Here is a 24,150-nt window from a genome sequence, read left to right on the forward strand (position 1 = left end):
GGCCATTCCCAGCCCCCGAGCAAGCCGCGTCAAATGATACCGCCGCAGGACGCGGTGCGCCTATTGCGTAGGTTCCTCGAAGTTGACACCCAGCTTGTCGAGGAACACCGCCGGCGAGGCATAGCACATCTCGCCCGAGCGGGCGTCGACGGCCACTTGCAGGGTATGCCCTTTGACCAGCACGGCACCGGTTTCAGAATCGCACACCCGGTATTTGATCTTCATCCGATACTCGTACTCGGTCAATTCCGCAAGCACACGGATGCGCTGCCCGAATCGCGCCGGCTTCACGAAGCGCTGGTGCAACTCGATGATCGGCCAGACGTACCCGGTTCGGCGCATGGTCATATAGCCATAGTCGATCTTATCCAACAGCGCGCAGCGGGCGATTTCGAAATAGCGGCTGAAATGGCCGTGCCAGGCAATTTCCAGCATGTCCACGTCATGGAACGGAACGGTCAGTTCCACCTCCGCGGCGACCAGGGGCTTCTCGCTCACTGAGGCTCGCCTCCGCCAGCATGCCGGTCCCAGAACGGAAAGAAATTGAACCATTGCAGCGGCGCACGGCGACAGTGGTATTCCAAGTGTGCGGCAAAGCGCTGCGCCAATTCCTCGAGCATCGCAGTGCGCTGCGGCTGGCGGTGCGGGACCTGAATCAATGCGGCGAAGGGCTCCAGATAGATGTGATACCGCCCTTCCAGGGGATAGCTGAGCAGCGTGTAGACCGGACACTGCAGCAGGGAAGCCAGCAAATAGGGGCCTTGCGGGAAGTCCGCCTCCGCGCCGAGAAACTGCGCGGACACCGTGCGTCCGCCACTCACGGGCGTCCTGTCCCCCACCATCACCAGAAACTCACCGTTCTGGAGCTTGTCCTGCAAGCGGATGGCCACCGCCGGGTTCAAGTCGGTCACCTGAATCAGCTCGATGTTGGCGCCCCGCCGTTCGACGCTGCCGAGCAGGCGGTTGAACTTCTCGGCGTGCTTGGTGTGCACCAGGATGTTGAGATGGATGTAGCCGCGCAGGTCCGCGAGGGCCCGGCACAGCTCCAGATTGCCGATGTGCGCGGCCAGCAGCATCGCGCCCTTGCGCTGCTCCAGCAAGTCCACCAGCAGGTGGCGGTTGTGGAACTGGATGCGCTGCGGATCCAGTTTCCCCAGCCAGACCACGATCTTCTCCAGCAGGTTTTCGCCGAATGCGATGAAGTGGCGATAACTGTCCCACCAACCGCCGCGCAGGCCCAATTCGGGAAAGGCTTCACCTACCCGCCGCAGGTAATCGCGCGAGGCATCCCGCCCCGCCCGGCTCATGAGGAAGTAGTAGCTGACCACCGGATGCAGCACCAGCCGAAATGCCGACCGCCCGAACAAGCGGTAGATCAGCAGCATGGCGCGCATGCCCCAGAGGATTCCGGTTTCCTCCAGATTCGCCCAATGGGTGCGATGCGGCGACGCTTTCATCGGAAACGGCGAGCCAGCAGCGCGGGCAAGCGAATCGGCAGGCTGAGGAAGAAGCGGGCCTGCATCAGGCTCAGGCGCAGGTTGTCCTCCCAAAGCCTGAAGTAGGAAATCCCATCTTTCGGATATCCCACTCGGGTCGGCAAGGGAACGAATTCCAGTCCCTGGCTGTAGAGCCGGATCAGGATCTCCACATCGAAGGCCATGCGCTCGTCCAACTGTCGGCGTTGGATCAGATCGGCGCAGGGCCCAACGGGATAGACGCGGAATCCGCACATGGCATCCGGAATGGCGAAGGACAGGGTATTGATCCAGACCCAGACATGGGTCAGGTAACGGGCATAGTAGCGCCCCTTGGGCACGCTGGCGTCGAACTTCGGGCTGCCGATGACCACCGCCTGCGGGTGAGCCCTGGCTGTTTCGAGGAATTTCGCGACATCGTTCAGATCATGCTGCCCATCCGCATCCAGTTGCAAGGCATGGCTGTAGCCCCTGGCCTGGGCGGCCAGCAGCGCGGTCTTCACGGCCCCGCCTTTGCCGCGGTTGTATTGATGGCGTATCGCCTCAATCCAAGGCCGCCCGGATGCGAGATCGTCTATCGCTTTCGCGCAAGCTGCATCGCTGCCATCGTCCACTAATATGCAAGGAAGCCCATGGTCCGCCAGACGCGCCAGGATCTCGGCGAGCGGCTTTTCGTGGTTGTAGACCGGAATGATGATGCAAGGATTAATCATCGGATGGTAGGAAATACAGTCGGCCGGAACTGAACTCGCGCTCTCCGTCGCGGAAGCTGAACTGCAGTTTGAGGGCTCCGGGCTGGTACTTGATCCGAAGGCTGAGACGCTCCCCGGGCTGCATCAGTTCCTTGAACTTGATGACCTCCATGTGACCGAAAGGCAGGTCCAGCCCAAGGCGCGTCCGGGCGAAATGCATCGCCCACTGGATCTGCACCACACCTGGCACGATGGGGGTATCGGGGAAGTGACCCGGGAAGAAGGCGAGGGTTTCCGGCACCCGCAATTCCACGGTCACACCGCCCTCTTCCAGGCGCTCCTCAAGCACCTCGGGCAGCACCTGAGGCCGTTCGGTACACGCCAGATCGGTCATAAAGATCGCCTGACCCGGCGGCGAACCAGCCATTCGCTTCCCATCAACACAGCCATCAGCACATAGGAGATAAAGCCGTTGTACAAGCTCCAGAGCCAGCGGTCACCGGAGAGGGCCGTTGCCGCGGCCGCCATGCCGTTGGCGAGGAAAAACCCGCACCAGACCTGCGTGACCCTCCGCGTGTAGCGCACCCCTCGAGGCGACAGGTCCGGCTCGCTCAGGCGCGCGATCCTTTCCGCGACGCTGGGCGGATACAGCAGGCTGTGGCAGAAAACCGCGAAGAACAGGGCGCTGACCAGGACCGGATAAGCCAGCAGCAAGCCGCCCTGGTTGCTCAAGACCACCGCCACGAGCAGCAATAGCGCCAAGGGCGCCAGCCAGTATGCACCCAACAGCCTGGCGGTACCGCCCTGTTGCAGCCATCGCAGGGCAAAGACGCCCGCCAGCAGCAGGGCGAGGTAGCGCGGCTGCACGCTGTCCAGGGCCACATAAACCAGGAAGGGATAGACCACAGTCACCAGGCCGACGAGCAACTTGAGCATCGGGGCAATTGGACCTGGGCGGACGTTCCGGTTGCGCCGGCATTCAGCCGTTGTACATCTTGAACAGGGTTTCCACCACGTCCTGGACTGTGCGCGCGCTCTTGAAATCCTCCGGATTGATGCGCCGGCCGGTCAATTCGCGCAACCGCACCATGAGGTCGACGGCATCGATACTATCGATGTCGAGATCCTGGTTCAGGTTCGCGGTCAGGGTTATCTTTTCGGGCGCGACCTCGAACATGTCGGTGATCATCTGCTGCAGGCTTTCGAAAATGTCTTCGCGGCTCTTCATGAGGGTGGAAGTTCCTGTTGCAATGCGATGAACCCGGCCAGGCTTCGCACCGAGGCGAAGTGACGGACCAGGTCCGATGAATCGGTGTCGATCTGGATGTGGAACTGCTTGCGCAAGGCCACCCCCAACTCCAGCGCGTCGATGGAATCCAGGCCGAGGCCGCCGCCGAAAAGCGGCGCTTCCGCATCGATATCCGCCGGCGTCATGCCCTCCAGATCAAAGGTCCGGATCAGCAGCTCCTTCAGATGCAGCTCAAGCGCTTGCATGGACCGCGGCTTGTTCCTGCAGATAGCGATGCAGATGTCGGGTCAGGTTGCGGGACGCGATGGAACGCTCGGCAGTATCTGCATATGCGGCGGCATCGATCTCATCCCCCACGAAGAAGCGGAAATGCACCCTTCGGGCGGGAATCTGGTGCCATTTTTCGTGCTTGGTCAAGGTCGTCGGGTGGCAGTGGATATACACGGGGAGGATCTTGGCCCGCGCTTTGAGCGCTATATTGGCAGCACCGCGCTGAAATGTCATGGGTTGGTCGGGCGTGGTGCGGGTGCCCTCGGGAAACACGACCAGCGAGCAGCCTTCCCGCAACTCCTCGGCGCAGCGCTCCAGCAGCGTTTCACCATCGTCCGCGAAGATGTAATCCATGGCCCGGATCGGTGGCCGCATGAAAGGGTTGCGCGCCAGCGCGGGCTTAACGATGCAGGTGGCATTGCGCACGAAAGAGACCAGGAAAACGATGTCGATGAGCGAGGGATGATTGGCCACGATCAGCCGCCCCGGCCGGTTCAGGCGCTCCGCGCCTTGCACTTCGTAGCTCAGGATACGGAGGCTGCGCATCATCCCCACATAGGCGCGGAACACCCAGTACATGAGATAACGCGCGCGGCGCTTCTTTTCCGGTCCGCGCCCCAGAAAGGGCTCGATCAGCGGAAACAGGACCACCCACAGAACGATCCCCGCCGCCCCGAACACGAAAAAGCTGAAGCCTGTGGCGCACAGACGCCACAGGTAATCGAAGCGCTCAGCCATCGGCAAGCTCCCACTGCCAGGCCGCATCCGCCGCGGAACGGCGCTCGCCCCGCAGTACGGCTTCACACAGGCGCTCGATCTGACAGGCCGGCTCAGGTACCTCGGGCCGCTTCCGCAGCAACCGCAAGCGCGGACCGTCTCCCGGCGTGCCCAGAACCAGGGCCAGGGCCACGACACGGCCCGGTCCCGTCGCGAAAGCCCGGTACACCTCGGGCAGCGGTTGTTCGTAAAACACCAGCAGCACCCGCGCACAACCGGACTCGGCTAGCAGGCCGGCGGCTTCAAGAAATGCAGCGAAAAGGTCGTCCGCGCTGCCCGCCAGGCTGACGCAGGCGGCCTCGCTCCCGCTGCACAGGCTATACAGACCGGCAATGGCGTTATGCACCGACAGGCTGAAACGGCTGGGCGACAGTTCCTGCCGGTCCGCCAGGTCCTGCAGCATCTCGAGATAATTGCCGCTCTCCCCGTGCCGGGAATAGAAAACCGCGGGCATCGCCGGCAGATCCCCTCGGCAGCGCCAGGCCACGGCCATGGCCGCCCGCGCCAGGGGCGAGAGCCTGCGCCGCTGCATCATGGGCAAAAAATCCAAGCCGTCCTTCTCGTTCCCGCCCGGCACGACGGCCCCGCCCGGCCAGGCTGTGGCTGGCGTTACAACGCCCGGCTGCCACAGGCACCAGCGCTCCAGGGTGAAGTTCAAGGCGGCTTCTCCCGCCCCGGCCCATTCGCTCAGGGGCCTCGCGGGGCCGGGACCGCTGCGATCACGCACGGGCCGCTGCCCTCAGAATGCATTCCAGCGGCGGAAGATGAGCGAGGTGTTCACGCCGCCAAAGGCGAAATTGTTGCTCATCACGTATTCCGTGTCGATCCGGCGCATGCCCCCCCGGACGTAGTCTAGCTCGGCACAGCGGGGATCGAGGTTGTCGAGGTTCAGGGTCGGATGAAAGGCGCTCTCCTGCATCATGCGGATCGCCACCATGGCCTCCAGCGAGCCGCAGGCGCCCAGGGTATGCCCGGTGTAGCTCTTCAGGCTGCTGATGGGCACCGTCTGGCCGAAGACCGCCTGGGTCGCGCGGCTTTCGGCGATATCGCCCTGCTCGGTGGCGGTGCCGTGGGCGCTGACATAGCCGATGTCGCCCGGTCCGATGCCGGCATCGCTCAGCGCCAGCTGCATGGCGACCTGCATGGTGTCTGCATTGGGCTGGGTGATGTGGTTGCCGTCGGCGTTGGTGCCGAACCCCACCACCTCGGCGTGAATCCGCGCCCCACGGGCGAGTGCGCGCTCCAAATCCTCCAGCACCAGGGTGCAGGCGCCCTCGCCGATGATCAGGCCGTCGCGGTCGCGGTCGAAGGGCCTGGGCGTCAGTTGCGGCTCCTCATTGCGGGTGCTGGCGGCATACAGCGCATCGAACATGGCCGCCTCGGTGGGACACAGTTCGTCCGCGCCGCCGGCCAGCATCACGTCCTGCTGACCGAACTTGATGGCCTCGTAGGCGAAGCCGACACCCTGGCTGCCCGAGGTGCAGGCGCTGACCGAAGGGATCAGCCGTCCCCGCACCTTGAAGAAAAGTGCCACGTTGACCGTGGTGGTATGCCCCATCATCTTGATGTAGGTGTTGGCGTTCAGATTGCCGATGTCATGGTTCAGCAGCATGAATCCGAAGTCGGCGACCGCTGGCGTGGAGCCGATGGACGAACCGTAGGACACCCCGGTCCGCCCCCCGCTCAGTACCGGATCGCCCAACAGCCCGGCATCTTCCAGAGCCTGCTCGGTGGCCCGGCAGGCCAGCAGCGATACGCGCCCCATGCTGCGAGTGGTCTTGCGGTCGTAATGGGGCGGCAGGACGAATTTCTCCACCGGAGCGCCCAGGCGGGTGATCAGCCCCTCGTACTTGTCCCAATCCGCCATGTAGCGGATGGCCGAGCGGCGCTCCTGAAGGCTGGCGCGAATCTCCTCCCACGAGCTGCCGATCGGGGAAATGGCCGCCATCCCTGTAACCACCACACGCCGATTCAACACAGGCCTCCATTGACGGAAATGACCTGACGGGTGATGTAGCCGGCATCCTCCGACATGAGAAAGGCCACCAGGGCGGCCACTTCCTCCGCGGTGCCCAGGCGCCGGGCCGGTATGGTTTCGATGACTTGCTCCAGGGGCAGGTTTTCCAGCATGTCGGTTTCGATCAGGCCCGGGGCCACACAGTTGACGGTAATCTTGCGCTTGGCCAATTCCAGCGCCAGGGCTTTGCTGGCGCCGATGATGCCAGCCTTGGCGGCGCTGTAGTTGACCTGTCCGCGATTGCCCATGAGGCCGGCGACGGATGACAGGGTCACGATGCGGCCCGGCTTGCGGCGCTGGATCATGGGCATGACCAGGGGATAAAGGACATTGTAGAAACCGTCCAGGTTGCTGTGAACAACCTGGTCCCAATCATCCTCGGACAGCGCGGGAAATGCGTTGTCGCGCGCCAGGCCGGCGTTACACACCACGCCATAGTAGGCGCCGTGGTCGCGAATATCGGCCTCCAGCGCATCCCGGCAGGCCTGCCGGTCGGCCAGGTCGAACTGCAACACCCGCGCATCAGCACCCAGGGCCGCGGCTTCGGCGCCCACCTGCTCGGCTTCGTCCCGCCGCGCGCGGCAATGCACCACCACGTCGTAGCCGTCACGCGCCAGGCGCAGCGCGATAGCCTTGCCGATGCCCCGGCTCGATCCGGTCACCAGAACCGTCTGCCGACTCACGCGCTCCTGCCCGCCAGAAATGCCCTGGAATCACTGGGCAGATAGACATTCAGCGTGCATTCCGCATGCAGGCTCCCGCCCTGAACCCGGCAGTTGAAAACCGACATGTCGTTCACGCCGTCCATCACCTTGTCGGCGCGGACCCGTAGGCGCGTCCCACAAGGAAAACTGCCGGCGTTGCAGGTGAAATGCCGGGTGCCCAGCAGGAAGCCCAGGTCCACGCCCAGGCCGCGCTGCCGGCGCCAGTAGCCGGAAAACGCCGCCACGGTCTGGGCCATGTACTCCAGCCCGACCCAGGCCGGCACGCTGCCGTCCGGCTGCGAGAACAGCCCATCGTCGCGCACGGTCAGTTCCGCCACCGCATGACTTGGGCCGACATCCAGCAACGCGTCGAGCAGGACCACATTGCCCGCATGGGGCAGCAGATCGCCGACGGGGATGGGAATGGGCGGGCTTGCGGGAGATTCAGGTTCGGCCGATGGCCAAGCAGACATTGTTGCCACCGAAGGCGAAGGAATTACTCGCACAATATTGTAGTGGTTTTGCGGGCCGGTTTTCCAGACCAGCCAGGTTCAGGGCCGGCAGGGCCGGATCAGGCACGCCGTCCCAACGCTGGGGCGGCAGGCGGCCATCGCGGTTCAGATCCGAAAGCAGCAGCCAGCAGATGCCGGCTTCGATGGCGCCCGCCGCGCCCAGACAATGCCCGGTCACCGCCTTGGTGGAACTGGCCGCGGGAGGCTTTGGAAACAGCCCCGCCACCGCCCGCGCCTCCATCTGGTCATTCTGCGGCGTGCCGGTGCCATGCAGGTTGAGGTAATCGATCTGACCGGGTTCAAGGCCCGCATCGGCCAGCGCTGCGGCCATGGCGGCCCGGGCGCCAAGGCCATCGGGACGCGGGGCGGAAATGTGATAGGCCTCCGAAGCGGCACCGACGCCAAGCATGGCAAGCAGCGCGGGCTCGCGGCTCATGACGAAGAGTGCCGCCCCCTCCCCGAGGGTGATGCCGTCCCGGTTGCGGCTGAAGGGGTTGCAGCGGCCCCGGCTGATCAGTCCCAGCGCGGAAAACCCCTGCAGCGTGGTGCGGCACAGCGCGTCGGCGCCACCGGCAACCACCAGATCGCAGACTCCCAGGCGCAAGAGGCGGCGGGCGCTGGCCAGGGCATTGGCCGATGAAGAGCAACTGGTGGAGACGGTCAACACCGGCCCGGCCGCGCCCAGGCAGCCGGCGAGAAAATCCGCCGCACCGCCCAATTCCTGCTGCCGGTAGTGGTAGCGCTCCGGCAGGCCCGCGCCGCGCTGCAGCGAATCGATGGCCTGTTCACCCTCGTCGATGCCCGAGGTGCTGGTTCCCACCACCACGCCCACGCGACCTGGCTCCACCCGCGCCAGCAGCGGCTCCAGAGTCGGCTGAAGCTGCTGCAGGGCCGCCAGCAGCAGTCGGTTGTTGCGGCAGTCAAATCGCTGCAGGCCCTCTGGCACCACCGGCAATTCGGCGTCCACCGCGAAAGCCGGAATGCCCAGGTCCCGCCAGGGACTTGGCTGCGGCCAGGCGTCCTGCAGCAGCCCGGCCAGCACGCTGGGCTTGCCTGCCCCCAGGGAACAGACGATGCCGAGGTCATGCAGGAACACGGGCGCTCCGGAGCTGTCCCGCCATGGCTGTCAAAGGCCGGGACACAGTTGCGCCAATGCCTCCAGGCGCTTGTCGCAGCGCTGGGTGAACGGGTTGCTTTCATCCCAGGCGAAACCAGCCAGGATGGAGCAGATCATGGACTTGACGCTGGCCAACTGGTGCTCCTCGAAGATGATGCGCTGGAAGCCCCCCTCGTACCAGGCGGTCACATAGGACTTAAACACGTCGATACCCTGCCTCAGGGGCCGCTCATAGTCCTCCAGCCAGTCCACCGGCTCGCCGCTCAGCGTGCGCGCCACCAGCGGAACCGCCAAAGATGCCGACTTCATGGCGATAGTCACTCCGGATGAAAACACCGGGTCCAGGAACTCCCCGGCGTTGCCCAGCAATGCGTAGCCCTGGCCAAAGAGTTGGCGGCAATTGGCGGAATAACCGCCCAGGGTGCCCGCCGGCGTGTCGAAGCGCGCTTCGGGCAGCAATTCGCGCAGACGCGGCTCCTCCATGGCAAGCTCCCGCAGCACGGCCAGCGGCTCCCCGGGCCGCCCGTCCAGAAAGCCCTGCGGCACCACCACGCCAAGGGAGCTGCGGCCGTTGCTGAAAGGAATCAACCAGTACCAGATTTCATGGTGGTGGGGATGGATGGCGATGAGGATCTTGTTGCGGTCATAATCGCCGCAGGTTATGCGATCCTCGATGTGGGTGAACAGCGCCTGCCGCGGCGGCAGGCTGGACGGCGTCTCCAGATCCAGAAGACGCGGCAGCACCCGCCCGAAGCCGCTGGCGTCCAGCACGAAAGGCGCGCGCCAGTCGCGCTGGCTTCCGCTGGCATCGCCCGTGGTCAGCCGCGCCGCGCCCGGAATGGAAAAATCCGCAGCAAGAATCGTGTGCCGGTAATGGATGGGAACGCCGCGCGCCTCGGCGGCGTCGGCCAGTACCTTGTCGAAATGCGCGCGCGGCACCTGGTAGGTCGTGCCCCAGCCGGGCGTGAACTTCTGCGAGAAATCGAATTCCGTCAGGCGGCCGTCCAGTGAAAAGGCCGCGCCGTCCTTGGGCTGGAATCCCTCGGCAGCCACCACATCCAGCACCCCGGCCTGCTCCATGAAAGCCATGCACTGGGGCAGCAGGCTCTCGCCTATGGAAAACCTCGGAAACTGCTCCCGCTCCAGCATGACCGCACGGCAGCCCAGATCCGCCAGCATGCAGGCGGCCAGGCTGCCGGAAGGGCCCGCGCCGATGATCAAAACGTCCGCATCCATTACCATGTGCGCTCCGCGAGCGATTCAGAAATTCAACCCGATGGGCCATTCTAAAGACTCCGCCGGCGCCGCAACAACTGCAAACACGCTTTCGGCAAGGACAGATTCCACGTGACAGAACGACCGGAGAGCACGGTTCTGGCGAATCCTGCGGCGCCCATAGCCCAGCTAGGCGAGGTGATCAGTCGTGGGCAGATGTGGGCCGAGGCACGCGCACTGGCGGCTCAGTTGCCGCCAAAGCCGCATGTATTCAACCTGTGCGAAGACCGCTATGCGTTCCTGCTCACGCTTCTGGCAGCGTTGATGCGCCGGCAGGTTTGCCTGTTGCCGCCCTCCGGACAGGCGGGCGTGCTCACGGAAATCCTTGCGGCGTACCCAGACGCCTACGCGGCCAGCGACAGCCCAATGTCCGAGGCTGGCTGCACCCTCTTCAGGGTGGAACGGCCTGAACCGGCGGCTCATGCCCCGGAACCCGCCCTCGAACCTTCGCAAACCGCGGCCATCGCCTTCACTTCGGGCTCGACCGGGGGTCCCAGCCCCTGCCCGCATACCCTGGACACGTTCATCACGTCCGCGGCCATGGCACTGACCAGCCTGGAACTGATCGAGCGAAACGTGATGGTGATCGCCACGACGCCAGCCCAGCACATGTACGGACTGGAGACCTCCATCTTCTGGCCTTTGTGCTCGCGCCTGATCATGCACCGGGGCCGTCCCTTCTTCCCGGAGGACATCCGCCGCGCCGTGGCGGAGGCGCCGCTGCCGGCGCTGTTGGTGTCCACACCGGTTCACCTGCGAGCCCTGGCGGCAGCCGCCGGTCCCTGGCACAACCTGGCCGGCATCGTCTCCTCCACCGCGCCCCTCTCCGTGGAACTGGCGCGGGAACTGGAGCGCGTGACCGGCGTCGAGGTGAGGGAAATCTTCGGCAGTACCGAAACCCTGTCCTTCGCCAGCCGGCGCCCGGCGCGCGAATCGCTGTGGCGCCCATACAGGGGCGCAAACCTGGTACTGGATGAAGCGGGCGCGGCCTGGCTGCGCGCGGAGCATCTGCCCTCGCGCGTGGCGCTTAGCGACCGGCTGGCCATTCAGGCAGATGGACGCTTCCAGGTGCTGGGCCGCAGCGCCGACATGGTGAAGATCGCCGGCAAGCGCCTGTCCCTGTCGGAGCTGAACCGGCGTCTGGCCGAGATACCGGGCGTGGAAGACGGACTTTGCTACATCCGTGAAAGTGGCGGCTGTGAGCCGAGAGTCCATGCCGTGGTGGTGAGCCCGCTCGACCCCGGCGAAATCAGGAATGCCCTGCGGCCCGTGCTCGATCCGGTCTTTCTGCCCAAGCGCATTCACTATGTGGAGACACTGCCGCGCCAGCACACCGGAAAGATTCTGAAGGCGGAACTGGATGCCTTGCTGGAGCGACTCGAAGGCTGAGCGAACCCAGCGCTAATGGCTTTGGGGGCGCGAACTCCCGGGTGGCCGACGCCGGAAAATCGCGGCGCCGATGTCTGACTGAATCAAGGAAAGGATGGCGGGACGGCCATGTTCAACCCGTCCCGCCAGGTTGCGCCTTAGGCGGCTTTCGCAACCCTGCTCTTGCCGAAAACACCCATGCCGGCAAGCCCGGTTCCGAACAGCCATACCGCTGCAGGCACTGGTACAGGCGCGGTGGCCACGTTCAGCTTGTAGCCGGCCAGCTTATCGTTCCAGTCACCGAAATCCACGCCACCCAGGTAAATGGAATACACCTTGCCGGCTTCGGCCGTGAACGAAAAGGCATGTGCCAGGGTGGAATCTACGTTGTCGCTGTAGGCCAGGTGGGTCAGCCCGACCGTGCCAAACGGGTTGTCCATGTCGTAGTTGTGGATGGATTGCTGAGGGGGCGTGCCGCCGGGGCCGGCCGGAATGATCACCGTGTTGTTCCAGGAGCCGTGGTGCACGTAGGCCGTGGTCTTGGTATCCATGCCCTCGAACACGGTGATGCCGAAGCGCGGATTATAGATGGCGGGATCTTCGGACAGATTGGTCAGGTTCAGGATGACCCTCTGGGTCACGTCCGACTTGATGAGGCCAATGTCAGTCTGGTGCTTCCAACCGGTCTGAAGCCCCCCGGTCGAAGAGCCGTCGTCACGCCAGGCACCGCCGCCGGTATCGATTTCCGCAGCATAGCCATAGCGGGCCTGAGCGTCGGCTGTCGAAATCTCGACGCTGTCGCCGACACTGGTCAGATGTGCGGCCCAATTCAAGTGCGAAGTGCCCTTATAGCCGAAGGGCAGGATGGAAGCGTATGCGGTGGGATTGCTGGGATCCGTTCCGTAGAAGCCGCCGCCGGACTGGCCTCCCGCCGTGTACGCCTGGGGATTGGCAGCATTGTACGCAATTGCCCGGTTGTTGTTGGCGCAGGTGGTACAGAACCCGTAAACCCAACCGTCGGTGGCCGTCTGGACCGCTGTCTTGTAGGTGTTGTACATGGTGGTGGCCGCCGAAGCTGCGGGGATGGCGCCCAGAAAAAGCGCGCCGCCGCCCAGGGCGACGGCGATGCTTCTGGCCAACACGTGTGTTCCTTTATGCATATCAAATTCCTCATGGCTGTGCGTGAATGTTGGAGTTATGCCGGGCGCTCCCAAGCCACACCGTGGATTGGCAACACCCAATTCGCGCCACCCGACTTCGGCCCGAGCATCCTGCCCGGGCGGCACACTCATCGGCACCTCAGGCCTTCCTGCACACCTGGATTCGGACTACGCAATTCTGCCTATGCCAAGCCCATGCCAGAATGTAACTAATTGAAAATAATCAACGTATTTACTGTCCACGAAAGCATTCATGTTATTTGCCGCGAACCCCCACGTTATTTGCCTGAAACCCACCCATGCGTCTCTCGTCAATAGCGGCCTGTGTCAGGCCGCCAGAAGTCGATACGCATGAAACCAGAATTGTCTTCGCCCGCCCGAAGCCAGTTTGGCCGTGACGAGGAAATTTCAGGCTGGAGTGACGCCGAGGTGGCTCCAAAGATCCACCTGACGGGAGACACCCAACACCGCCTGCGCAGCCAGGATGGCGGACACGCTGACGGCGGACACGCCACCGCCGGGACGGGTCCAGTGCCCCACCTGGAACAAGCCCGGCAACGGGCCCGAGACCGCCGGGCGTCCGGCTCCCACCTGGCTTGGCGTGCTGGCCCAGCCATAGGCGGCGCCCCGGTGATTGAGGGTGTAGCGCTCCAGGGTGCGCGGTGTACCTGACTCGACATGCAGCAGTCGCGCGTTCAGGCCCGGGTAATGTTGCTCCGCCATCGCCAGCACGCCCTGTTGGCAGAGGGGCTTGAGCCTCCGCCAGGAATCCGCCTGATCGAAGGAACACAAGGTGGTCAGGAGCATGACATGGGAGCCCTCGGGGGCCAGAGCGGGGTCGCAAAGGCTGGGGACGGTGGCGGAAAACCAGTTGAAACGCCCTTCGCCTGGCATCGCGCTGTTTGACTCATGGTCGATGCCATGGAAATGGAAGGACTCGTGGCCGCGAACATAGGGCATCAGATCCAGGTCCGTAGCCAGATACACCACGAACAGGGATGAGGAGGGAACCAGGCGCTCCATCTGCGCCCCGTAGGCTTCGGGCAGATGGCGCTCGCCGATCAGCAGTTCGGCGGTCTGGCGGGCATCCGCATTGGACACGACCCGTCGTGAGCGGATGATCTGGCCATTTTCCAGCACCACGCCGCTTACCCTGCCCTGCTGCACGCCGATCTGGCGCACGCTGCTGCCCAGCAGCACCTCGCCGCCCAGGGCCTCGATGCGTTCGACCAGTCGATCGGCGTAACGCTGAAAGCTGCCAAGGCAGTAATAACCACCCTCGTAGGTGTAACCCGCCATCATGGTGGCCCAGGCTACGAAGGACAGACGGGAGGGCGGCAGGCCGAGATAGGGCCAGAGGCTGGCGATGGCGCTCTTGAGGCAGGGGTCGGTTAGGTGTTCGTCCAGCACCGCCATGAGGGTCGCTCGGCGGTAGCGAAACAGCTGCGCCAGCGCTTCGCTGGGCGCGAGGCCCGCCGCCTGCGCCTGGGGCAAGGTTTCGTCAGCCCGCATCACCTCTTCGCTGACATCCCGGCACAGACGCAGCAGATTCCTGATGCCGTCGGCCTCAGCCGGGAAATGCTCCGCCAGGCCGGCCACGCAGCCGTCTTCGCCCGAACTCAGAGGAAAGGCCCCGTGCGGGAAGCAGGCGCTGGCATAGGTCTGAACGGGCCGGAACAGCTCACCCGCATCAATGCCCGCCGCCGAAGCGATCTTCCAGATGGCGCTGCCACCCCGATAACCGGATTCGGAGCAGCCGCTGACCAGATGGACGCCGGAATCGAAGTGGAAGCGGCGGCGGCTGAAGCCATGGGCATAGCCACCCGCGCGGGTGTGCCGCTCGACGACCAGCACCGACAGCCCCGCCTTGGCCAGCAGCACGGCGGTGCTGAGGCCGCCGATGCCGGCCCCGACGATGATGACGTCGTAGGCTTCCTGGCGCGATTCCTTGTGGATGCCACCCATGCAATTCCCTCTGCGCCTCTAGCCGCTGATTACGCCACGGGTTACCCCGCCGCGGCTACTCCGGTTCAGCCGCCACCGGCAGCTTGAAACGCAAGGCGTCCGTCACATGAGGCGCGATGGTCTCGTACATCAGGGCGTGCAGGCGGGGATTGGCGGTGAGCACATTACCGGTTTCCATGAATTTGTCGCCCTTCTCGAAGTCGGTCACGATGCCGCCCGCCTCCTGGATCAGCAGGATGCCCGCCGCCATGTCCCAGGGCATGAGGCCGATCTCCCAGAAGCCGTCGAGCCGACCGCACGCCACGTAGGCGAGGTCCAGGGCGGCGGAACCCGCGCGGCGGATGCCGGCGGTGTCCTTGGCCAAGTCGCGGAACATGGCGAGGTAGGCATCCATCTGGCGCTGGTCCTTGAAGGGGAAACCGGTACCCAGCAATGCGCCCTTGAAGCCGTTCTGGCGCGTCACGCGCAGACGGCGGCTTTCCAGGGTGGCGCCGCCGCCGCGCTTGGCGGTGAACAGTTCCTGGCGCATGGGATCGTAGATGACGCCGCACTCAATGCGCCCCTTGTGCAGCAGGGCGATGGACACGGCGAACTGGGGAAAACCATGGAGGAAGTTGGTGGTGCCATCCAGGGGATCGATGACCCAGACATAGTCGCCGCGGGCCAGACCCTGACGTCCGCCCTCCTCGCCCAGGAAGGCGTGATCGGGATAGGCCTTGTGCAGGATGGCGACGATCTCGCGCTCCGCCTGCCGGTCCACTTCGCTGACAAAGTCATTGCGCCCCTTGGGCGTGACCTTGAGTGAGTCGACGCGGTCGACGTAGCGCATGATGAGGTCGCCGGCGGCACGCGCCGCGCGGACCGCCATGTTCAGCATTGGGTCCATGATTGCACCGGGAAGTTAAAAAGCCGTGTAGGTTAGCAAAATCTGATACCATTTTACGCCCTTTTCTTAGGTTCCGGAGCATCAGGTTCAGCGTGCTTGCCAATATCCGCATCGTGATGGTGGCCACCACCCATCCGGGCAACATCGGCGCCGCGGCCCGTGCCATGAAGAACATGGGCCTGAGCGACCTGGCCCTGGTGAATCCCAAGCTGTTTCCCAGCGAGGAAGCCAGCTCGCGCGCCTCCGGAGCGGATGACATACTCGCCTCGGCCAAGGTCTACGAGAGCCTGGACGAAGCCATCGCCGGCAGTCACCGCATCATCGGCGCCAGCGCGCGCCTGCGCACCATCGCCTGGCCGGAACTCACCCCGCGCCAGTGCGCCGAGATGACGGCGGCGGAAGGAGGTCAACACCAGACCGCGATCCTCTTCGGGCGCGAACACGCCGGGCTCACCAACGAGGAACTGGAGCGCTGCCATTACCTGCTGCATATCCCCTGCAACCCGGCCTTCAGTTCCCTCAACGTGGCGGCAGCGGTTCAGGTGGTGGCCTACGAACTGTTCCAGGCGGCGCAGGGCGCTGCCGGGGCAAAGCCCGAGACGATGCCGGATCTGGCCACCGGCGCCGAAATGGAGTCCTTCCACGACCATCTGATCAGGACCCTGTTCGACATCGGCTTCCTGCACGAGCGCAAGTCATCCCCCGCGCTGTTGCGCCGACTGCGGCGGATCTTCAACCGCGCCGCCCTGGAGAAAACGGACATCCATATCCTGCGCGGGATACTGACCACCATCCAGCACCGTCTGGGAATACGCACATGCTGAAACGACTCAAAGACGAATTCGGCTCCATCTTCGAGCGCGACCCGGCGGCCCAGTCCTATTTCGAAATCCTCACCACCTATCCGGGCGTGCACGCGGTGCTGATGCACCGTTTGAATCACCGCTTGTGGCGCTTCGGCCTGCGCTGGCCGGCGCGGCTGTTGTCCTATCTGGTGCGCTGGCTCACCGGCATCGAGATCCACCCCGGCGCCACCATCGGCAGGCGGCTGTTCATCGACCACGGCATGGGCGTGGTGATCGGCGAGACCGCCGTCATCGGCGACGACTGCACCCTCTACCACAGCGTCACCCTGGGCGGCACCACCTGGAAGAAGGGCAAGCGCCATCCCACCCTGGGCAAGGGCGTGGTCATCGGGGCGGGCGCCAAGGTGCTGGGGCCCATCGAGGTGGGGGACGGCGCGCGCATCGGTTCCAACTCGGTGGTACTCAAGAATGTACCGGCCGGCGCCACCGTGGTGGGCATACCCGGCCACCTGGTGAACCCGGACCGCGAGGCCCTGCAGGCGCAGCGGCAGGCCATCGCCAGCAAGGTGGGATTCGACGCCTACGGCATGACCTCGGACATGCCCGACCCGGTGGCCCACGCCATCAACCACATGCTCGACCACATCCAGAAGCTGGACGAGCAGGTGGAAGCCATGAAAGCGGCGCTGCTGGCCCACGGCGTGGAACTGCAGGACGCTCCCCTGCCGGAACTGGAACACTGCCAACTGGCCCAGTGCAAGGACGACACCTCGGACTGAACGCCCACCGCCCGCCTCAAAGCGCCGCGCTTCCGTCCGCTTCAGCGTCTTCGCTGAAAAACCGCCTCTGGTTCTTGCCCTGCCGTTTGACCTCGTACATGGCCGAGTCGGCGCGATTCAACAGCAATTCCGCCTCCTCGCCATCGTCCGGGTAGATGGCGATGCCGATGGAGGCCCCCACCTGACTGGGCCCTTCAGGTAACAGAAATGGCTTGGCGAGACTGGCAATGACCTTGTCGGCGACGATGGCAGCACTGCGCCGGAAGCTGATGTCATTGACGATGACCGTGAACTCGTCGCCGCCCATGCGCGCGATGGTGTCGTACTCGCGCACGCAACCGCGCAGGCGCTCACCCAACTGGCGCAGCAGGAAGTCGCCGGCCTCGTGCCCCCAGGTATCGTTGATCAGCTTGAAACCGTCCAGGTCGATGAAGAACAGCGCGAAGCGCGTGCCGCGCCGACGCGCCTGGATGATGGACTGCTCGAGGCGATCGAAAAACATGGCGCGGTTGGGAAGTCCGGTGAGTTCATCGCAGTGAGCCCGATGCATCACCTGCTGATGCAGCCACTCGCGTTCGGCCACGGTCTTTTCCAGCATGGCATTGTGATCCCGCAAGCTGCTGCGCAATTCCAGATTCTCGCTCAACAAGCGCGACTGCGTGGCGGCTATCCCCATGGCCGCCAGGCCCAGGGACAGCATGAAGGTCAGAAAATCGACGTAGGCGCGAAGGGGGTCGGGATGGATGAATGGCCCTTGCCCCTGCGCCATGGCGACGACAAGCCCGAGAAACAGCAGTCCCTGGCCCAGCAACTCACCTCGCAGCCCGAGTTGCATGGCGAGGCTGAACAGGATGGGAATGGCGAGAAACACAGCGGCCGCGTAGCCGTGCTGGGCGTAGTACAGCAAAACGAGGATGGGCACGAAGTACAGGCTGATCCAGCCGAATTCGTAGCGCGCCACGGCGCGCGTTTCACGCCAGGCCACATAGCCGGGGACGACCGTCAGTATCCCAAGACAATCGGCGAAGCCGCCGGTCATGGTCACCAGAGGCAGACGCCGCCAGATCATTTCGTCGCCAGCCAGAAGCTTCAAGGCCGCTTCGAGCGCGCCCACCACCACGGGCACGAAACAGGCCAGTATGATCAGGCGCAGAACGTCGCCCGACGTGGTCAGCCCATGGGGCAAATCGCTCCGCCACAATCGCCAGATGAAGGCCGCCTGCGCCGTCTCGCCGACGGTGTCGATCAGGACGTGCGTCAGCGGAGCCTCCAGGCCGCCAGCTTCAGTCAAAGGCCAGGCGTTGCACAAGGCGGCGAGCCACACCAGAAACAGGGCCCACCATTCGAAGGCCATGAAAGCCGCCACCGCGACCCCTGCCGGCAGCCAGATCAGGCGTATGCCTAAAGCGTCGAATTCCGCCCAGCGCTCGCAAAAGCTGGCCGCCAGAATATACCCGGCGAAGAATCCTGTCGCACCAATGGCATATCGCATGTCGTGGGTTCCTTGAGGGCTGCCTTTCCATTGTAGGTAAAGCGCGCGGAAAAGGCATCCGGAGCAAGGCGCATGAAGGGCAACGGGTTCGGGTTTAGACTATGCGGACGCTTGCCCCGCCCCTCCCGCGAACAGTCCCTGCCCTGGAGACCCCGCATGTTCCCGATCCGCGATGAGAACCCCACCGTGCGCTTCGCGCTGGCTACTTTTGCCATCATCGCCCTCAATCTGCTGTCCTGGGCTTTCGTGCAAGGGCTGGGCAGTAACCTCGACCTGGCCCAATCCTTGTGCTCCTGGGGCCTGATTCCTGGCGACCTGCTCAATCTGGCCCCGGCCGGCACCGTCATTCCCCTGGGCAATGGGCTGGGCTGCCAACTGGAGCAGGGCTCGATGTCCACACTCATCACCCACCAGTTCCTGCACGGTGGGTGGTTTCACCTGATCTCCAATATGTGGTTCCTGTGGATATTCGGCGACAATGTGGAGGACGCCATGGGGCCGGTGCGTTTCGCCGTTTTCTACCTGCTCTGCGGCCTCGCCGCGGCGGCGGCCCAGATCATGACCGAACCCGGCGCTCTGGTGCCCATGGTGGGTGCATCGGGAGCCATTGGCGGGGTGCTGGGCGCCTATGCCCGGCTGTATCCCCATGCACGGGTCGTCACCCTGATCTTTCTGGGCATCTTCTTCACCACGGTGACCCTGCCCGCCATCGCCATGCTGGGCTACTGGTTCTTCCTGCAGCTGGCAGGCGCCGTGCCCGCCCTGCACGGGGCGGGAGGCGGCGTAGCCTTCTGGGCGCATATCGGGGGATTTCTTGCTGGCATCCTACTCGCCGGGCCGATGCGGCGGGAAGACTACTACGCCGAGCACATGGCGCGTGGCCTGCGCTGAGGAAATGCCGCCAGCCACGGGCAATTCATCCCATTGTAATCCGATCATGCCAGCATGGAAGCGCAACGACTTGTTAGAATAGCCGGGGCGGGCCTGATGCCTGCTTCAGCCTAACCGAGAGAATAATGGACATCCACGCATTGATTCAGAGCGTCATCCTGGGCCTGGTCGAAGGCCTCACCGAATTCCTTCCCATCTCCAGCACCGGCCACCTGATCCTGGTGGGCGACCTGCTCCATTTCAACGATGAAAAGGGCAAGCTGTTCGAGGTCTTCATCCAGTCCGGCGCCATCCTCGCCGTGTGCTGGGAGTACCGCGCCAAGATGATGGGCGTGCTGCGCGGCCTACTCAGCGACCCGGATGCCCAGCGCTTCGCCTTCAACCTGGGGATCGCCTTCCTGCCCACGGCGGTGCTGGGTCTTCTGTTCGGCAAGGCGGTGAAGGCCCATCTGTTCAACCCCATCGCGGTTGCGACGGCTTTCATCGTCGGCGCCTTCATCATCATCTGGGCGGAGCGGCGCACCCACACCGTGCGCATTCACGAAGTGGACGATCTCACCTGGAAGGATGCCCTGAAATTGGGCTTCGCCCAGACCTTGGCGCTGATTCCCGGCACCTCGCGTTCCGGTGCCACCATCGTCGGCGGCCTGTTCTTTGGGCTGTCGCGCAAGGCGGCCACCGAGTTCTCGTTCTTCCTCGCCATTCCCACCCTGTTCGCCGCCACCGGGTATGACCTCTACAAGACCCGGGGCCTGCTCTCCCTGGATGATCTGGACATGTTCGCCGTGGGCTTCGTGACCGCCTTCATCAGCGCCTTTCTGGCGGTGCGAGGGTTGCTTAAGTACATTACCCGGCACGACTTCACGGCCTTTGCCTGGTATCGCATCGTGTTCGGGCTCGCGGTGCTGATCACCGCGCATTTCGGGTTGGTGGAGTGGTCGCAGAACTGAACTGAACTGAACTGAACTGAACTGAACTGAACTGAACTGAACTGAACTGAACTGAACTGAACTGAACTGACCCGGCCCTGAAATGGCCGGGTCAGTGGTGGGAGGAAGGTCTCGGCGCGGCGCCAGGCCGCGTCAGGCGAGGCGGAAACGGCTTGGCGCGGACACGATTGACAGGCGGGCTTGTGGGCCTGTTCAGAGCGGCTCCGCCACGAACACCAGGGCATCGGTGCCACTCGCCTCCGGATAGGTGAGCGCCAGTTTGCCCATGTGATAGCCGAAGGCCTTGACCTTTTCCAGCTTCTGAAAATAGGCCTGCTCCAGCTTCATCAGGGCTTCCGGGCAGGCCATCTTGGTAGCGCCCACCGGCCCGAAACTGATCTGTCCGGGCCCGTTGTCCTTTAGCCGGGAGAAGTAGCGGTTGCAGCCGCCGCTGCCCGCAACCTTCTCGCCCTTCACCATCAGGGTGGCGCTGCGCCCGCTCAACGGAGCCTCCTTCAGTCCAAGGCGCTGCAGTGTCCAGGTCTTTCCCTCCAGATCCTGCAAGGAAAGGCTGCCTTGAGCCTGCACCGGCCCTTCGCGCAACTCGGTTCCCATCCATTGAAAGGTCTTGAGCACCTTGTTGGTCGGGCAGCACGCCGGTTCCTTGCGACCAGCCACCACCGCCGCGACTTCGACGGCACCCGGCTTCAGTTCCAGGCCACGAATCTGCACACGGTCCCCCAGCAGCACGGTGGCGGTGTTCTTCAACTGACCATCCGGCTGCGGCGACACGATGGCCAGATAAACCAGCTCGCTGCTGCCACCCGCACTCTTGGTCAGCAACAACGCTGTCTCCGGCATGCCATCGGCGTTCAGGTCGCCGGATGCGGCCAGTTCCTCCGAAAGTTTCACGCTGAGGCGGGGACCGCCGCTGTAGCTGCCCTCGCTCAGCTTGATGGGCTCCTTCTCGATGCCCACAAATTCCAGGTTCTTGAAACCCTCCAGTGGCAGCGCGGTCACCCCCTGCGCCTGTCCATCAGCGAAAATCGAAAGGCAGTACGCGGCCATCAGGCCGGTCCGCACCCAGCGTCTTGCTTGCATCATCGGTGAATCCTCCTACCGGAAAACCAAAAGCGTTCGGCCCGCCGCGTGCCGGACTCCGCGCGAACCGTTTCACAACTCGTTTGCCACGGCCCGCGCGGGGCTCGCGGCGCTCTTCTGCTCCAGCCACGACTTCAGCAGGGTGTAACCGGTGGCGAGTAGGGTCGGCCCCAGGAAAATGCCGATGAAACCCCAGGTCAGCAAACCGCCGAGCACGCCCATGAAAATCAGCGCCAGAGGCAAGCCGCTGCCCTGGCTGATCAGATAAGGTTTGATGAAATTGTCGATGGTGTTGATGACGATGCCCCAGACCACGGTGAAAACCGCCCAGCCATGCGCATCCTGATAGAACAGCCAGGCGGCGACGGGTAACCACACCAGGCCGGTGCCGATCTGCAGCAGGGCGCTGACGAAGCAGATGCAGGACAAAAGCACCCAGCCGGGCACGCTGGCGAGCCAGAAGCCGATGGCGCTCAAGCCCGCCTGGATGGCGGCGGTGCCGATAACGCCCAGGGAAACGCCGCGGATGGTCTGCGTGGCGATGGTGAGGGAATGCAGGCTGCGGCTGCCGCCCAAGCGCTCGGCGAAGTTGCGCAGGTAATCGGCAAGGGTCTCGCCGCTGCCGTAGAGCAGCGCCGAAATCAAAAGTACCAAAAGGAGTTCCAGCACGGCAAGGCCCAGGCCCGCCCCCTTGGCCAGGAGCCAGCGCGCCGCGCCGCCGATCTGCGGCCGCAGGCTGGCGGCCAAGCCTTCCATGTCGGTGGTGGCGCGGTGCCACAGCGCGGTGAGCTTGTCACTGATCACGGGCACATCCGCCACCCAGGCCGGAGGCTCAGACGCGAGCTTGACCTGAGTGAGATCCCCCAACAGCTTCGAGGCGGACTCGATATGCTCCGAGAGTGAAAGCGTCAGCAACAGCACGGGACCCAGCAGGACGACGGCCAATCCGGCGGTCATCAGGCCGGTGGGCAGCTTTGGGTGTGCCGGGAAGCGTCGCTGCAGGCGCTCATACAGAGGCCAGGTAGCTACCACGATGATGGCCGACCAGATGATGGCACCGAGAAAGGGCCAGATGATCCGAATGCAGGCGGCAAACACCAGGGCCAGAACCAGCAACCCGGTCGTCCGCTCGAGAAACTTATCTTGCGTCTCTGCCATCGAGCCCCCCCAATTGAGCGGTTCAGCCTACAGGTTCAGGATATTTCGTCAAGCAGAGGCCGGCCGCTCAGCGTGCCGGTGCCCTGCCCTGCACTTCAGCGATCAGCTCATCCGGCTTGGCGAATCCGTCCAGGCGCACCCATGGTTTTCCCGGCGCAACACGGATAATCGTCAGGGGCGTATGGTTCATCTTGTCGCCCCGATAGGCGTTGAAAGACTTCTGGATGGCGACGCTGCTTTCCAGGGTACCGGTGTAGTGGTTCCATTGCGGCCCGGCCTTGAACTTGGCGGCGTATTCGCGCAGTTTCTCCGGCGTATCGTGTTCCGGGTCGATGGACACGGAAACCATGTGGACTTTCTTGGCGTTGTCCCCCAGCTTGCTCTGCACCTTGGCAAATACGTGGCTGAGCGCCGGGCAGATGGCCGAGCAGGTGGCAAAGATGAAATTGACCATCACCGGCCGGCCGTCATCCAGTTCCTTGCGGAAGGACACCTTTTTCCCGTCCTCCCGCACCACCATCACGTCCGGAATCGTGTAATCAACCTCCGTCCTCACAGCCCCAGACGCTGCAGGTGCGGGAGATGGAGCCGCTATCGCGGTTCCGTGCAAGACCATCAATGCAAATGCCAGACACCCGCTTCTAAACCATTGAGCCATTTTCTTCACCCTGTCGAATCGTAAAATTTGGCCGCCAGTCGGCGGTGGATGCCTCGCCTCGTTATTGATTCTGAACCGTGCGCCGCCGGTCACGAACACACCGCCTTGGTGTGACAAACGATCATTGAATACTCACCAGTTCGACTTCGAAAACAAGTGTCTCGTTCGGACCGATGACGTCGCCAACACCGCGCTCCCCGTAGGCGATGAGGTAAGGAATGACGATCTTCCAGCGCGACCCCACGGGCATCTGTTTGAGCGCGTCGCGCCAGCCCACGATAGCCTGGTTCATGCTCATGATAGTGGTCTTGCCGGGAGGGGTGGCGTCGAATTGTTTGCCATCCAGGGTCGTGCCGCGGTACAGGACTTCCACGCTATCCGACTCGGCCGGCCTTTTTCCATTGCCGGCCTTCAGCACCTGATAGAGCACCCCATTAGGTAAGGACTTGACCCCTTCCTGCCTTTTGAATTCGGCCAGGAACGCATTCCCGCGATTTCGATTTTTTGCCGCGAGTTCACGATGCTGTGCGGCCTTGCCTCGCCGCATATCTGCCTGAAGATGACTCAGAACGGCGTTCAACTCTCCGTCATTCAGCGCCGGCTTTCTGTCCGCAGCCGCATCCCGGAGACCTCTAATCAGGCTATCCAGATCCAGTGGGATATTGTGCTTCTTGAGCGTACGAATTGTATCGAAACCCGCAGCATAGCTGGCGCGCTCCTTTTCGGATTTGAGCTCAATCTGCGACCCCGGCAGGGATCCCGAGAATGAGAGTGTGGCGGCCACGAGAACAGAAACGAACGATTTGCGGGACATAATAACTCTGATGGAAAAATAGCTTTGATGTAAGCCTAAATCTTATCTTTTGCAT

Annotated in this window: 27 protein-coding genes; 5 read left to right on the top strand and 22 right to left on the bottom strand. The window is 63.7% G+C overall.

What is annotated here, in order from left to right; all coding sequences use genetic code 11:
* Nucleotides 1-60 precede the first annotated feature (60 nt).
* From EK23_RS06405 to EK23_RS06470, 14 genes are read right to left on the bottom strand one after another with little or no spacing between them, the layout of a single operon-like run.
* A complete protein-coding gene (locus EK23_RS06405) occupies nt 61-498 on the bottom strand; it encodes an acyl-CoA thioesterase (RefSeq protein WP_268748166.1) in 438 nt (145 codons plus the stop codon).
* Nucleotides 495-1,457: a lysophospholipid acyltransferase family protein gene (locus EK23_RS06410; RefSeq protein WP_045224512.1), complete on the bottom strand. Its 963-nt coding sequence runs from the start codon at nt 1,455-1,457 to the stop codon at nt 495-497. The genes EK23_RS06405 and EK23_RS06410 overlap by 4 nt, the downstream gene beginning before the upstream one ends.
* Complete coding sequence (locus EK23_RS06415) at nt 1,454-2,188, bottom strand: glycosyltransferase family 2 protein (protein ID WP_045224513.1); 735 nt, start codon at nt 2,186-2,188, stop codon at nt 1,454-1,456. Before EK23_RS06415 ends, EK23_RS06410 begins: the two co-directional genes overlap by 4 nt.
* Nucleotides 2,181-2,561: an ApeI family dehydratase gene (locus EK23_RS06420; protein WP_045224514.1), complete on the bottom strand. Its 381-nt coding sequence runs from the start codon at nt 2,559-2,561 to the stop codon at nt 2,181-2,183. Before EK23_RS06420 ends, EK23_RS06415 begins: the two co-directional genes overlap by 8 nt.
* Nucleotides 2,558-3,103 (bottom strand): COG4648 family protein, encoded by a 546-nt coding sequence (locus EK23_RS06425; RefSeq protein WP_045224515.1) that lies wholly within the window; start codon nt 3,101-3,103, stop codon nt 2,558-2,560. Before EK23_RS06425 ends, EK23_RS06420 begins: the two co-directional genes overlap by 4 nt.
* 43 nt (nt 3,104-3,146) lie before the next feature.
* A complete protein-coding gene (locus tag EK23_RS06430; protein WP_045224516.1) occupies nt 3,147-3,395 on the bottom strand; it encodes an acyl carrier protein in 249 nt (82 codons plus the stop codon).
* On the bottom strand, nt 3,392-3,661 hold the full coding sequence (locus EK23_RS06435; protein WP_045224517.1) for a phosphopantetheine-binding protein: 270 nt from the start codon (nt 3,659-3,661) through the stop codon (nt 3,392-3,394). The genes EK23_RS06430 and EK23_RS06435 overlap by 4 nt, the downstream gene beginning before the upstream one ends.
* Nucleotides 3,648-4,424 (bottom strand): lysophospholipid acyltransferase family protein, encoded by a 777-nt coding sequence (locus EK23_RS06440; RefSeq protein WP_045224518.1) that lies wholly within the window; start codon nt 4,422-4,424, stop codon nt 3,648-3,650. Before EK23_RS06440 ends, EK23_RS06435 begins: the two co-directional genes overlap by 14 nt.
* Complete coding sequence (locus EK23_RS06445; protein ID WP_052807983.1) at nt 4,417-5,190, bottom strand: beta-ketoacyl synthase chain length factor; 774 nt, start codon at nt 5,188-5,190, stop codon at nt 4,417-4,419. Before EK23_RS06445 ends, EK23_RS06440 begins: the two co-directional genes overlap by 8 nt.
* 12 nt (nt 5,191-5,202) lie before the next feature.
* On the bottom strand, nt 5,203-6,441 hold the full coding sequence (locus EK23_RS06450) for a beta-ketoacyl-ACP synthase (RefSeq protein WP_082053994.1): 1,239 nt from the start codon (nt 6,439-6,441) through the stop codon (nt 5,203-5,205).
* Nucleotides 6,435-7,163, bottom strand: a complete 729-nt coding sequence (locus EK23_RS06455) for a 3-ketoacyl-ACP reductase FabG2 (RefSeq protein WP_045224520.1) — start codon at nt 7,161-7,163, stop codon at nt 6,435-6,437. Before EK23_RS06455 ends, EK23_RS06450 begins: the two co-directional genes overlap by 7 nt.
* A complete protein-coding gene (locus EK23_RS06460; protein WP_052807984.1) occupies nt 7,160-7,657 on the bottom strand; it encodes a hotdog family protein in 498 nt (165 codons plus the stop codon). Before EK23_RS06460 ends, EK23_RS06455 begins: the two co-directional genes overlap by 4 nt.
* Nucleotides 7,629-8,792, bottom strand: coding sequence for a beta-ketoacyl-ACP synthase (locus EK23_RS06465; RefSeq protein WP_045224521.1), 1,164 nt, complete (start codon nt 8,790-8,792; stop codon nt 7,629-7,631). The genes EK23_RS06460 and EK23_RS06465 overlap by 29 nt, the downstream gene beginning before the upstream one ends.
* A 30-nt stretch (nt 8,793-8,822) precedes the next feature.
* Nucleotides 8,823-10,055 (bottom strand): NAD(P)/FAD-dependent oxidoreductase, encoded by a 1,233-nt coding sequence (locus EK23_RS06470; protein ID WP_045224522.1) that lies wholly within the window; start codon nt 10,053-10,055, stop codon nt 8,823-8,825.
* Between the two features lie 105 nt (nt 10,056-10,160).
* Between EK23_RS06470 and EK23_RS06475 the strand changes: the two genes are divergently transcribed.
* Nucleotides 10,161-11,477 (top strand): AMP-binding protein, encoded by a 1,317-nt coding sequence (locus EK23_RS06475; RefSeq protein WP_235281936.1) that lies wholly within the window; start codon nt 10,161-10,163, stop codon nt 11,475-11,477.
* Between the two features lie 137 nt (nt 11,478-11,614).
* Here EK23_RS06475 and EK23_RS06480 read toward each other — a convergent pair whose 3' ends face one another.
* From EK23_RS06480 to EK23_RS06490, 3 genes are all read right to left on the bottom strand, one after another.
* A complete protein-coding gene (locus tag EK23_RS06480) occupies nt 11,615-12,616 on the bottom strand; it encodes a VPLPA-CTERM sorting domain-containing protein (protein ID WP_158002458.1) in 1,002 nt (333 codons plus the stop codon).
* 408 nt (nt 12,617-13,024) lie between these two features.
* Nucleotides 13,025-14,581 carry a phytoene desaturase family protein gene (locus EK23_RS06485; RefSeq protein ID WP_045224524.1) on the bottom strand — a complete coding sequence of 519 codons (1,557 nt, stop codon included), beginning with the start codon at nt 14,579-14,581 and terminating at the stop codon, nt 13,025-13,027.
* 55 nt (nt 14,582-14,636) lie between these two features.
* Nucleotides 14,637-15,467 carry an inositol monophosphatase family protein gene (locus EK23_RS06490; RefSeq protein ID WP_045224525.1) on the bottom strand — a complete coding sequence of 277 codons (831 nt, stop codon included), beginning with the start codon at nt 15,465-15,467 and terminating at the stop codon, nt 14,637-14,639.
* 92 nt (nt 15,468-15,559) lie between these two features.
* Here EK23_RS06490 and EK23_RS06495 point away from each other — a divergent pair, with 92 nt between their 5' ends.
* Nucleotides 15,560-16,291: an RNA methyltransferase gene (locus tag EK23_RS06495; RefSeq protein WP_045224526.1), complete on the top strand. Its 732-nt coding sequence runs from the start codon at nt 15,560-15,562 to the stop codon at nt 16,289-16,291.
* Nucleotides 16,285-17,052: a serine O-acetyltransferase gene (gene cysE / locus EK23_RS06500; protein ID WP_045224527.1), complete on the top strand. Its 768-nt coding sequence runs from the start codon at nt 16,285-16,287 to the stop codon at nt 17,050-17,052. Before EK23_RS06495 ends, cysE begins: the two co-directional genes overlap by 7 nt.
* Before the next feature lie 16 nt (nt 17,053-17,068).
* On the opposite strand, the gene EK23_RS21565 is transcribed toward cysE, so the two are convergent.
* On the bottom strand, nt 17,069-18,544 hold the full coding sequence (locus EK23_RS21565) for a diguanylate cyclase domain-containing protein (protein WP_052807986.1): 1,476 nt from the start codon (nt 18,542-18,544) through the stop codon (nt 17,069-17,071).
* Between the two features lie 156 nt (nt 18,545-18,700).
* Between EK23_RS21565 and EK23_RS06510 the strand changes: the two genes are divergently transcribed.
* Nucleotides 18,701-19,435 carry a rhomboid family intramembrane serine protease gene (locus EK23_RS06510; protein ID WP_045224528.1) on the top strand — a complete coding sequence of 245 codons (735 nt, stop codon included), beginning with the start codon at nt 18,701-18,703 and terminating at the stop codon, nt 19,433-19,435.
* 125 nt (nt 19,436-19,560) lie between these two features.
* Nucleotides 19,561-20,385, top strand: a complete 825-nt coding sequence (locus tag EK23_RS06515; RefSeq protein WP_045224529.1) for an undecaprenyl-diphosphate phosphatase — start codon at nt 19,561-19,563, stop codon at nt 20,383-20,385.
* Nucleotides 20,386-20,577: 192 nt separating this feature from the next.
* On the opposite strand, the gene EK23_RS21570 is transcribed toward EK23_RS06515, so the two are convergent.
* The 4 genes from EK23_RS21570 to EK23_RS06535 form a co-directional block, all read right to left on the bottom strand.
* The gene (locus EK23_RS21570; RefSeq protein ID WP_052807987.1) at nt 20,578-21,468 is read right to left on the bottom strand and encodes an META domain-containing protein; all 891 of its coding nucleotides are present in this window, start codon (nt 21,466-21,468) and stop codon (nt 20,578-20,580) included.
* 69 nt (nt 21,469-21,537) lie between these two features.
* Entirely contained in the window at nt 21,538-22,623 is a 1,086-nt protein-coding gene (locus tag EK23_RS06525) for an AI-2E family transporter (RefSeq protein WP_045224530.1), read from the bottom strand.
* Between the two features lie 67 nt (nt 22,624-22,690).
* Complete coding sequence (locus EK23_RS06530) at nt 22,691-23,179, bottom strand: SCO family protein (protein ID WP_200892104.1); 489 nt, start codon at nt 23,177-23,179, stop codon at nt 22,691-22,693.
* Between the two features lie 223 nt (nt 23,180-23,402).
* On the bottom strand, nt 23,403-24,095 hold the full coding sequence (locus EK23_RS06535; protein ID WP_052807989.1) for an FKBP-type peptidyl-prolyl cis-trans isomerase: 693 nt from the start codon (nt 24,093-24,095) through the stop codon (nt 23,403-23,405).
* Nucleotides 24,096-24,150 lie beyond the last annotated feature (55 nt).

This window comes from Methyloterricola oryzae (genome assembly GCF_000934725.1).
Taxonomy (GTDB): domain Bacteria; phylum Pseudomonadota; class Gammaproteobacteria; order Methylococcales; family Methylococcaceae; genus Methyloterricola; species Methyloterricola oryzae.

Bases quoted from the DNA above. Each gene is read 5' to 3' on its own strand.
- EK23_RS06410 (WP_045224512.1), bottom strand. From the start codon at position 1,457: ATGAAAGCGTCGCCGCATCGCACCCATTGGGCGAATCTGGAGGAAACC.
- EK23_RS06460 (WP_052807984.1), bottom strand. From the start codon at position 7,657: ATGTCTGCTTGGCCATCGGCCGAACCTGAATCTCCCGCAAGCCCGCCC.
- EK23_RS06425 (WP_045224515.1), bottom strand. From the start codon at position 3,103: ATGCTCAAGTTGCTCGTCGGCCTGGTGACTGTGGTCTATCCCTTCCTG.
- EK23_RS06430 (WP_045224516.1), bottom strand. From the start codon at position 3,395: ATGAAGAGCCGCGAAGACATTTTCGAAAGCCTGCAGCAGATGATCACC.
- EK23_RS06435 (WP_045224517.1), bottom strand. From the start codon at position 3,661: ATGCAAGCGCTTGAGCTGCATCTGAAGGAGCTGCTGATCCGGACCTTT.
- EK23_RS21565 (WP_052807986.1), bottom strand. From the start codon at position 18,544: ATGCGATATGCCATTGGTGCGACAGGATTCTTCGCCGGGTATATTCTG.
- EK23_RS06485 (WP_045224524.1), bottom strand. From the start codon at position 14,581: ATGGGTGGCATCCACAAGGAATCGCGCCAGGAAGCCTACGACGTCATC.
- EK23_RS06470 (WP_045224522.1), bottom strand. From the start codon at position 10,055: ATGGTAATGGATGCGGACGTTTTGATCATCGGCGCGGGCCCTTCCGGC.
- EK23_RS06510 (WP_045224528.1), top strand. From the start codon at position 18,701: ATGTTCCCGATCCGCGATGAGAACCCCACCGTGCGCTTCGCGCTGGCT.
- EK23_RS21570 (WP_052807987.1), bottom strand. From the start codon at position 21,468: ATGATGCAAGCAAGACGCTGGGTGCGGACCGGCCTGATGGCCGCGTAC.
- EK23_RS06525 (WP_045224530.1), bottom strand. From the start codon at position 22,623: ATGGCAGAGACGCAAGATAAGTTTCTCGAGCGGACGACCGGGTTGCTG.
- cysE (WP_045224527.1), top strand. From the start codon at position 16,285: ATGCTGAAACGACTCAAAGACGAATTCGGCTCCATCTTCGAGCGCGAC.
- EK23_RS06480 (WP_158002458.1), bottom strand. From the start codon at position 12,616: ATGCATAAAGGAACACACGTGTTGGCCAGAAGCATCGCCGTCGCCCTG.
- EK23_RS06415 (WP_045224513.1), bottom strand. From the start codon at position 2,188: ATGATTAATCCTTGCATCATCATTCCGGTCTACAACCACGAAAAGCCG.
- EK23_RS06535 (WP_052807989.1), bottom strand. From the start codon at position 24,095: ATGTCCCGCAAATCGTTCGTTTCTGTTCTCGTGGCCGCCACACTCTCA.
- EK23_RS06515 (WP_045224529.1), top strand. From the start codon at position 19,561: ATGGACATCCACGCATTGATTCAGAGCGTCATCCTGGGCCTGGTCGAA.
- EK23_RS06490 (WP_045224525.1), bottom strand. From the start codon at position 15,467: ATGGACCCAATGCTGAACATGGCGGTCCGCGCGGCGCGTGCCGCCGGC.
- EK23_RS06440 (WP_045224518.1), bottom strand. From the start codon at position 4,424: ATGGCTGAGCGCTTCGATTACCTGTGGCGTCTGTGCGCCACAGGCTTC.
- EK23_RS06420 (WP_045224514.1), bottom strand. From the start codon at position 2,561: ATGACCGATCTGGCGTGTACCGAACGGCCTCAGGTGCTGCCCGAGGTG.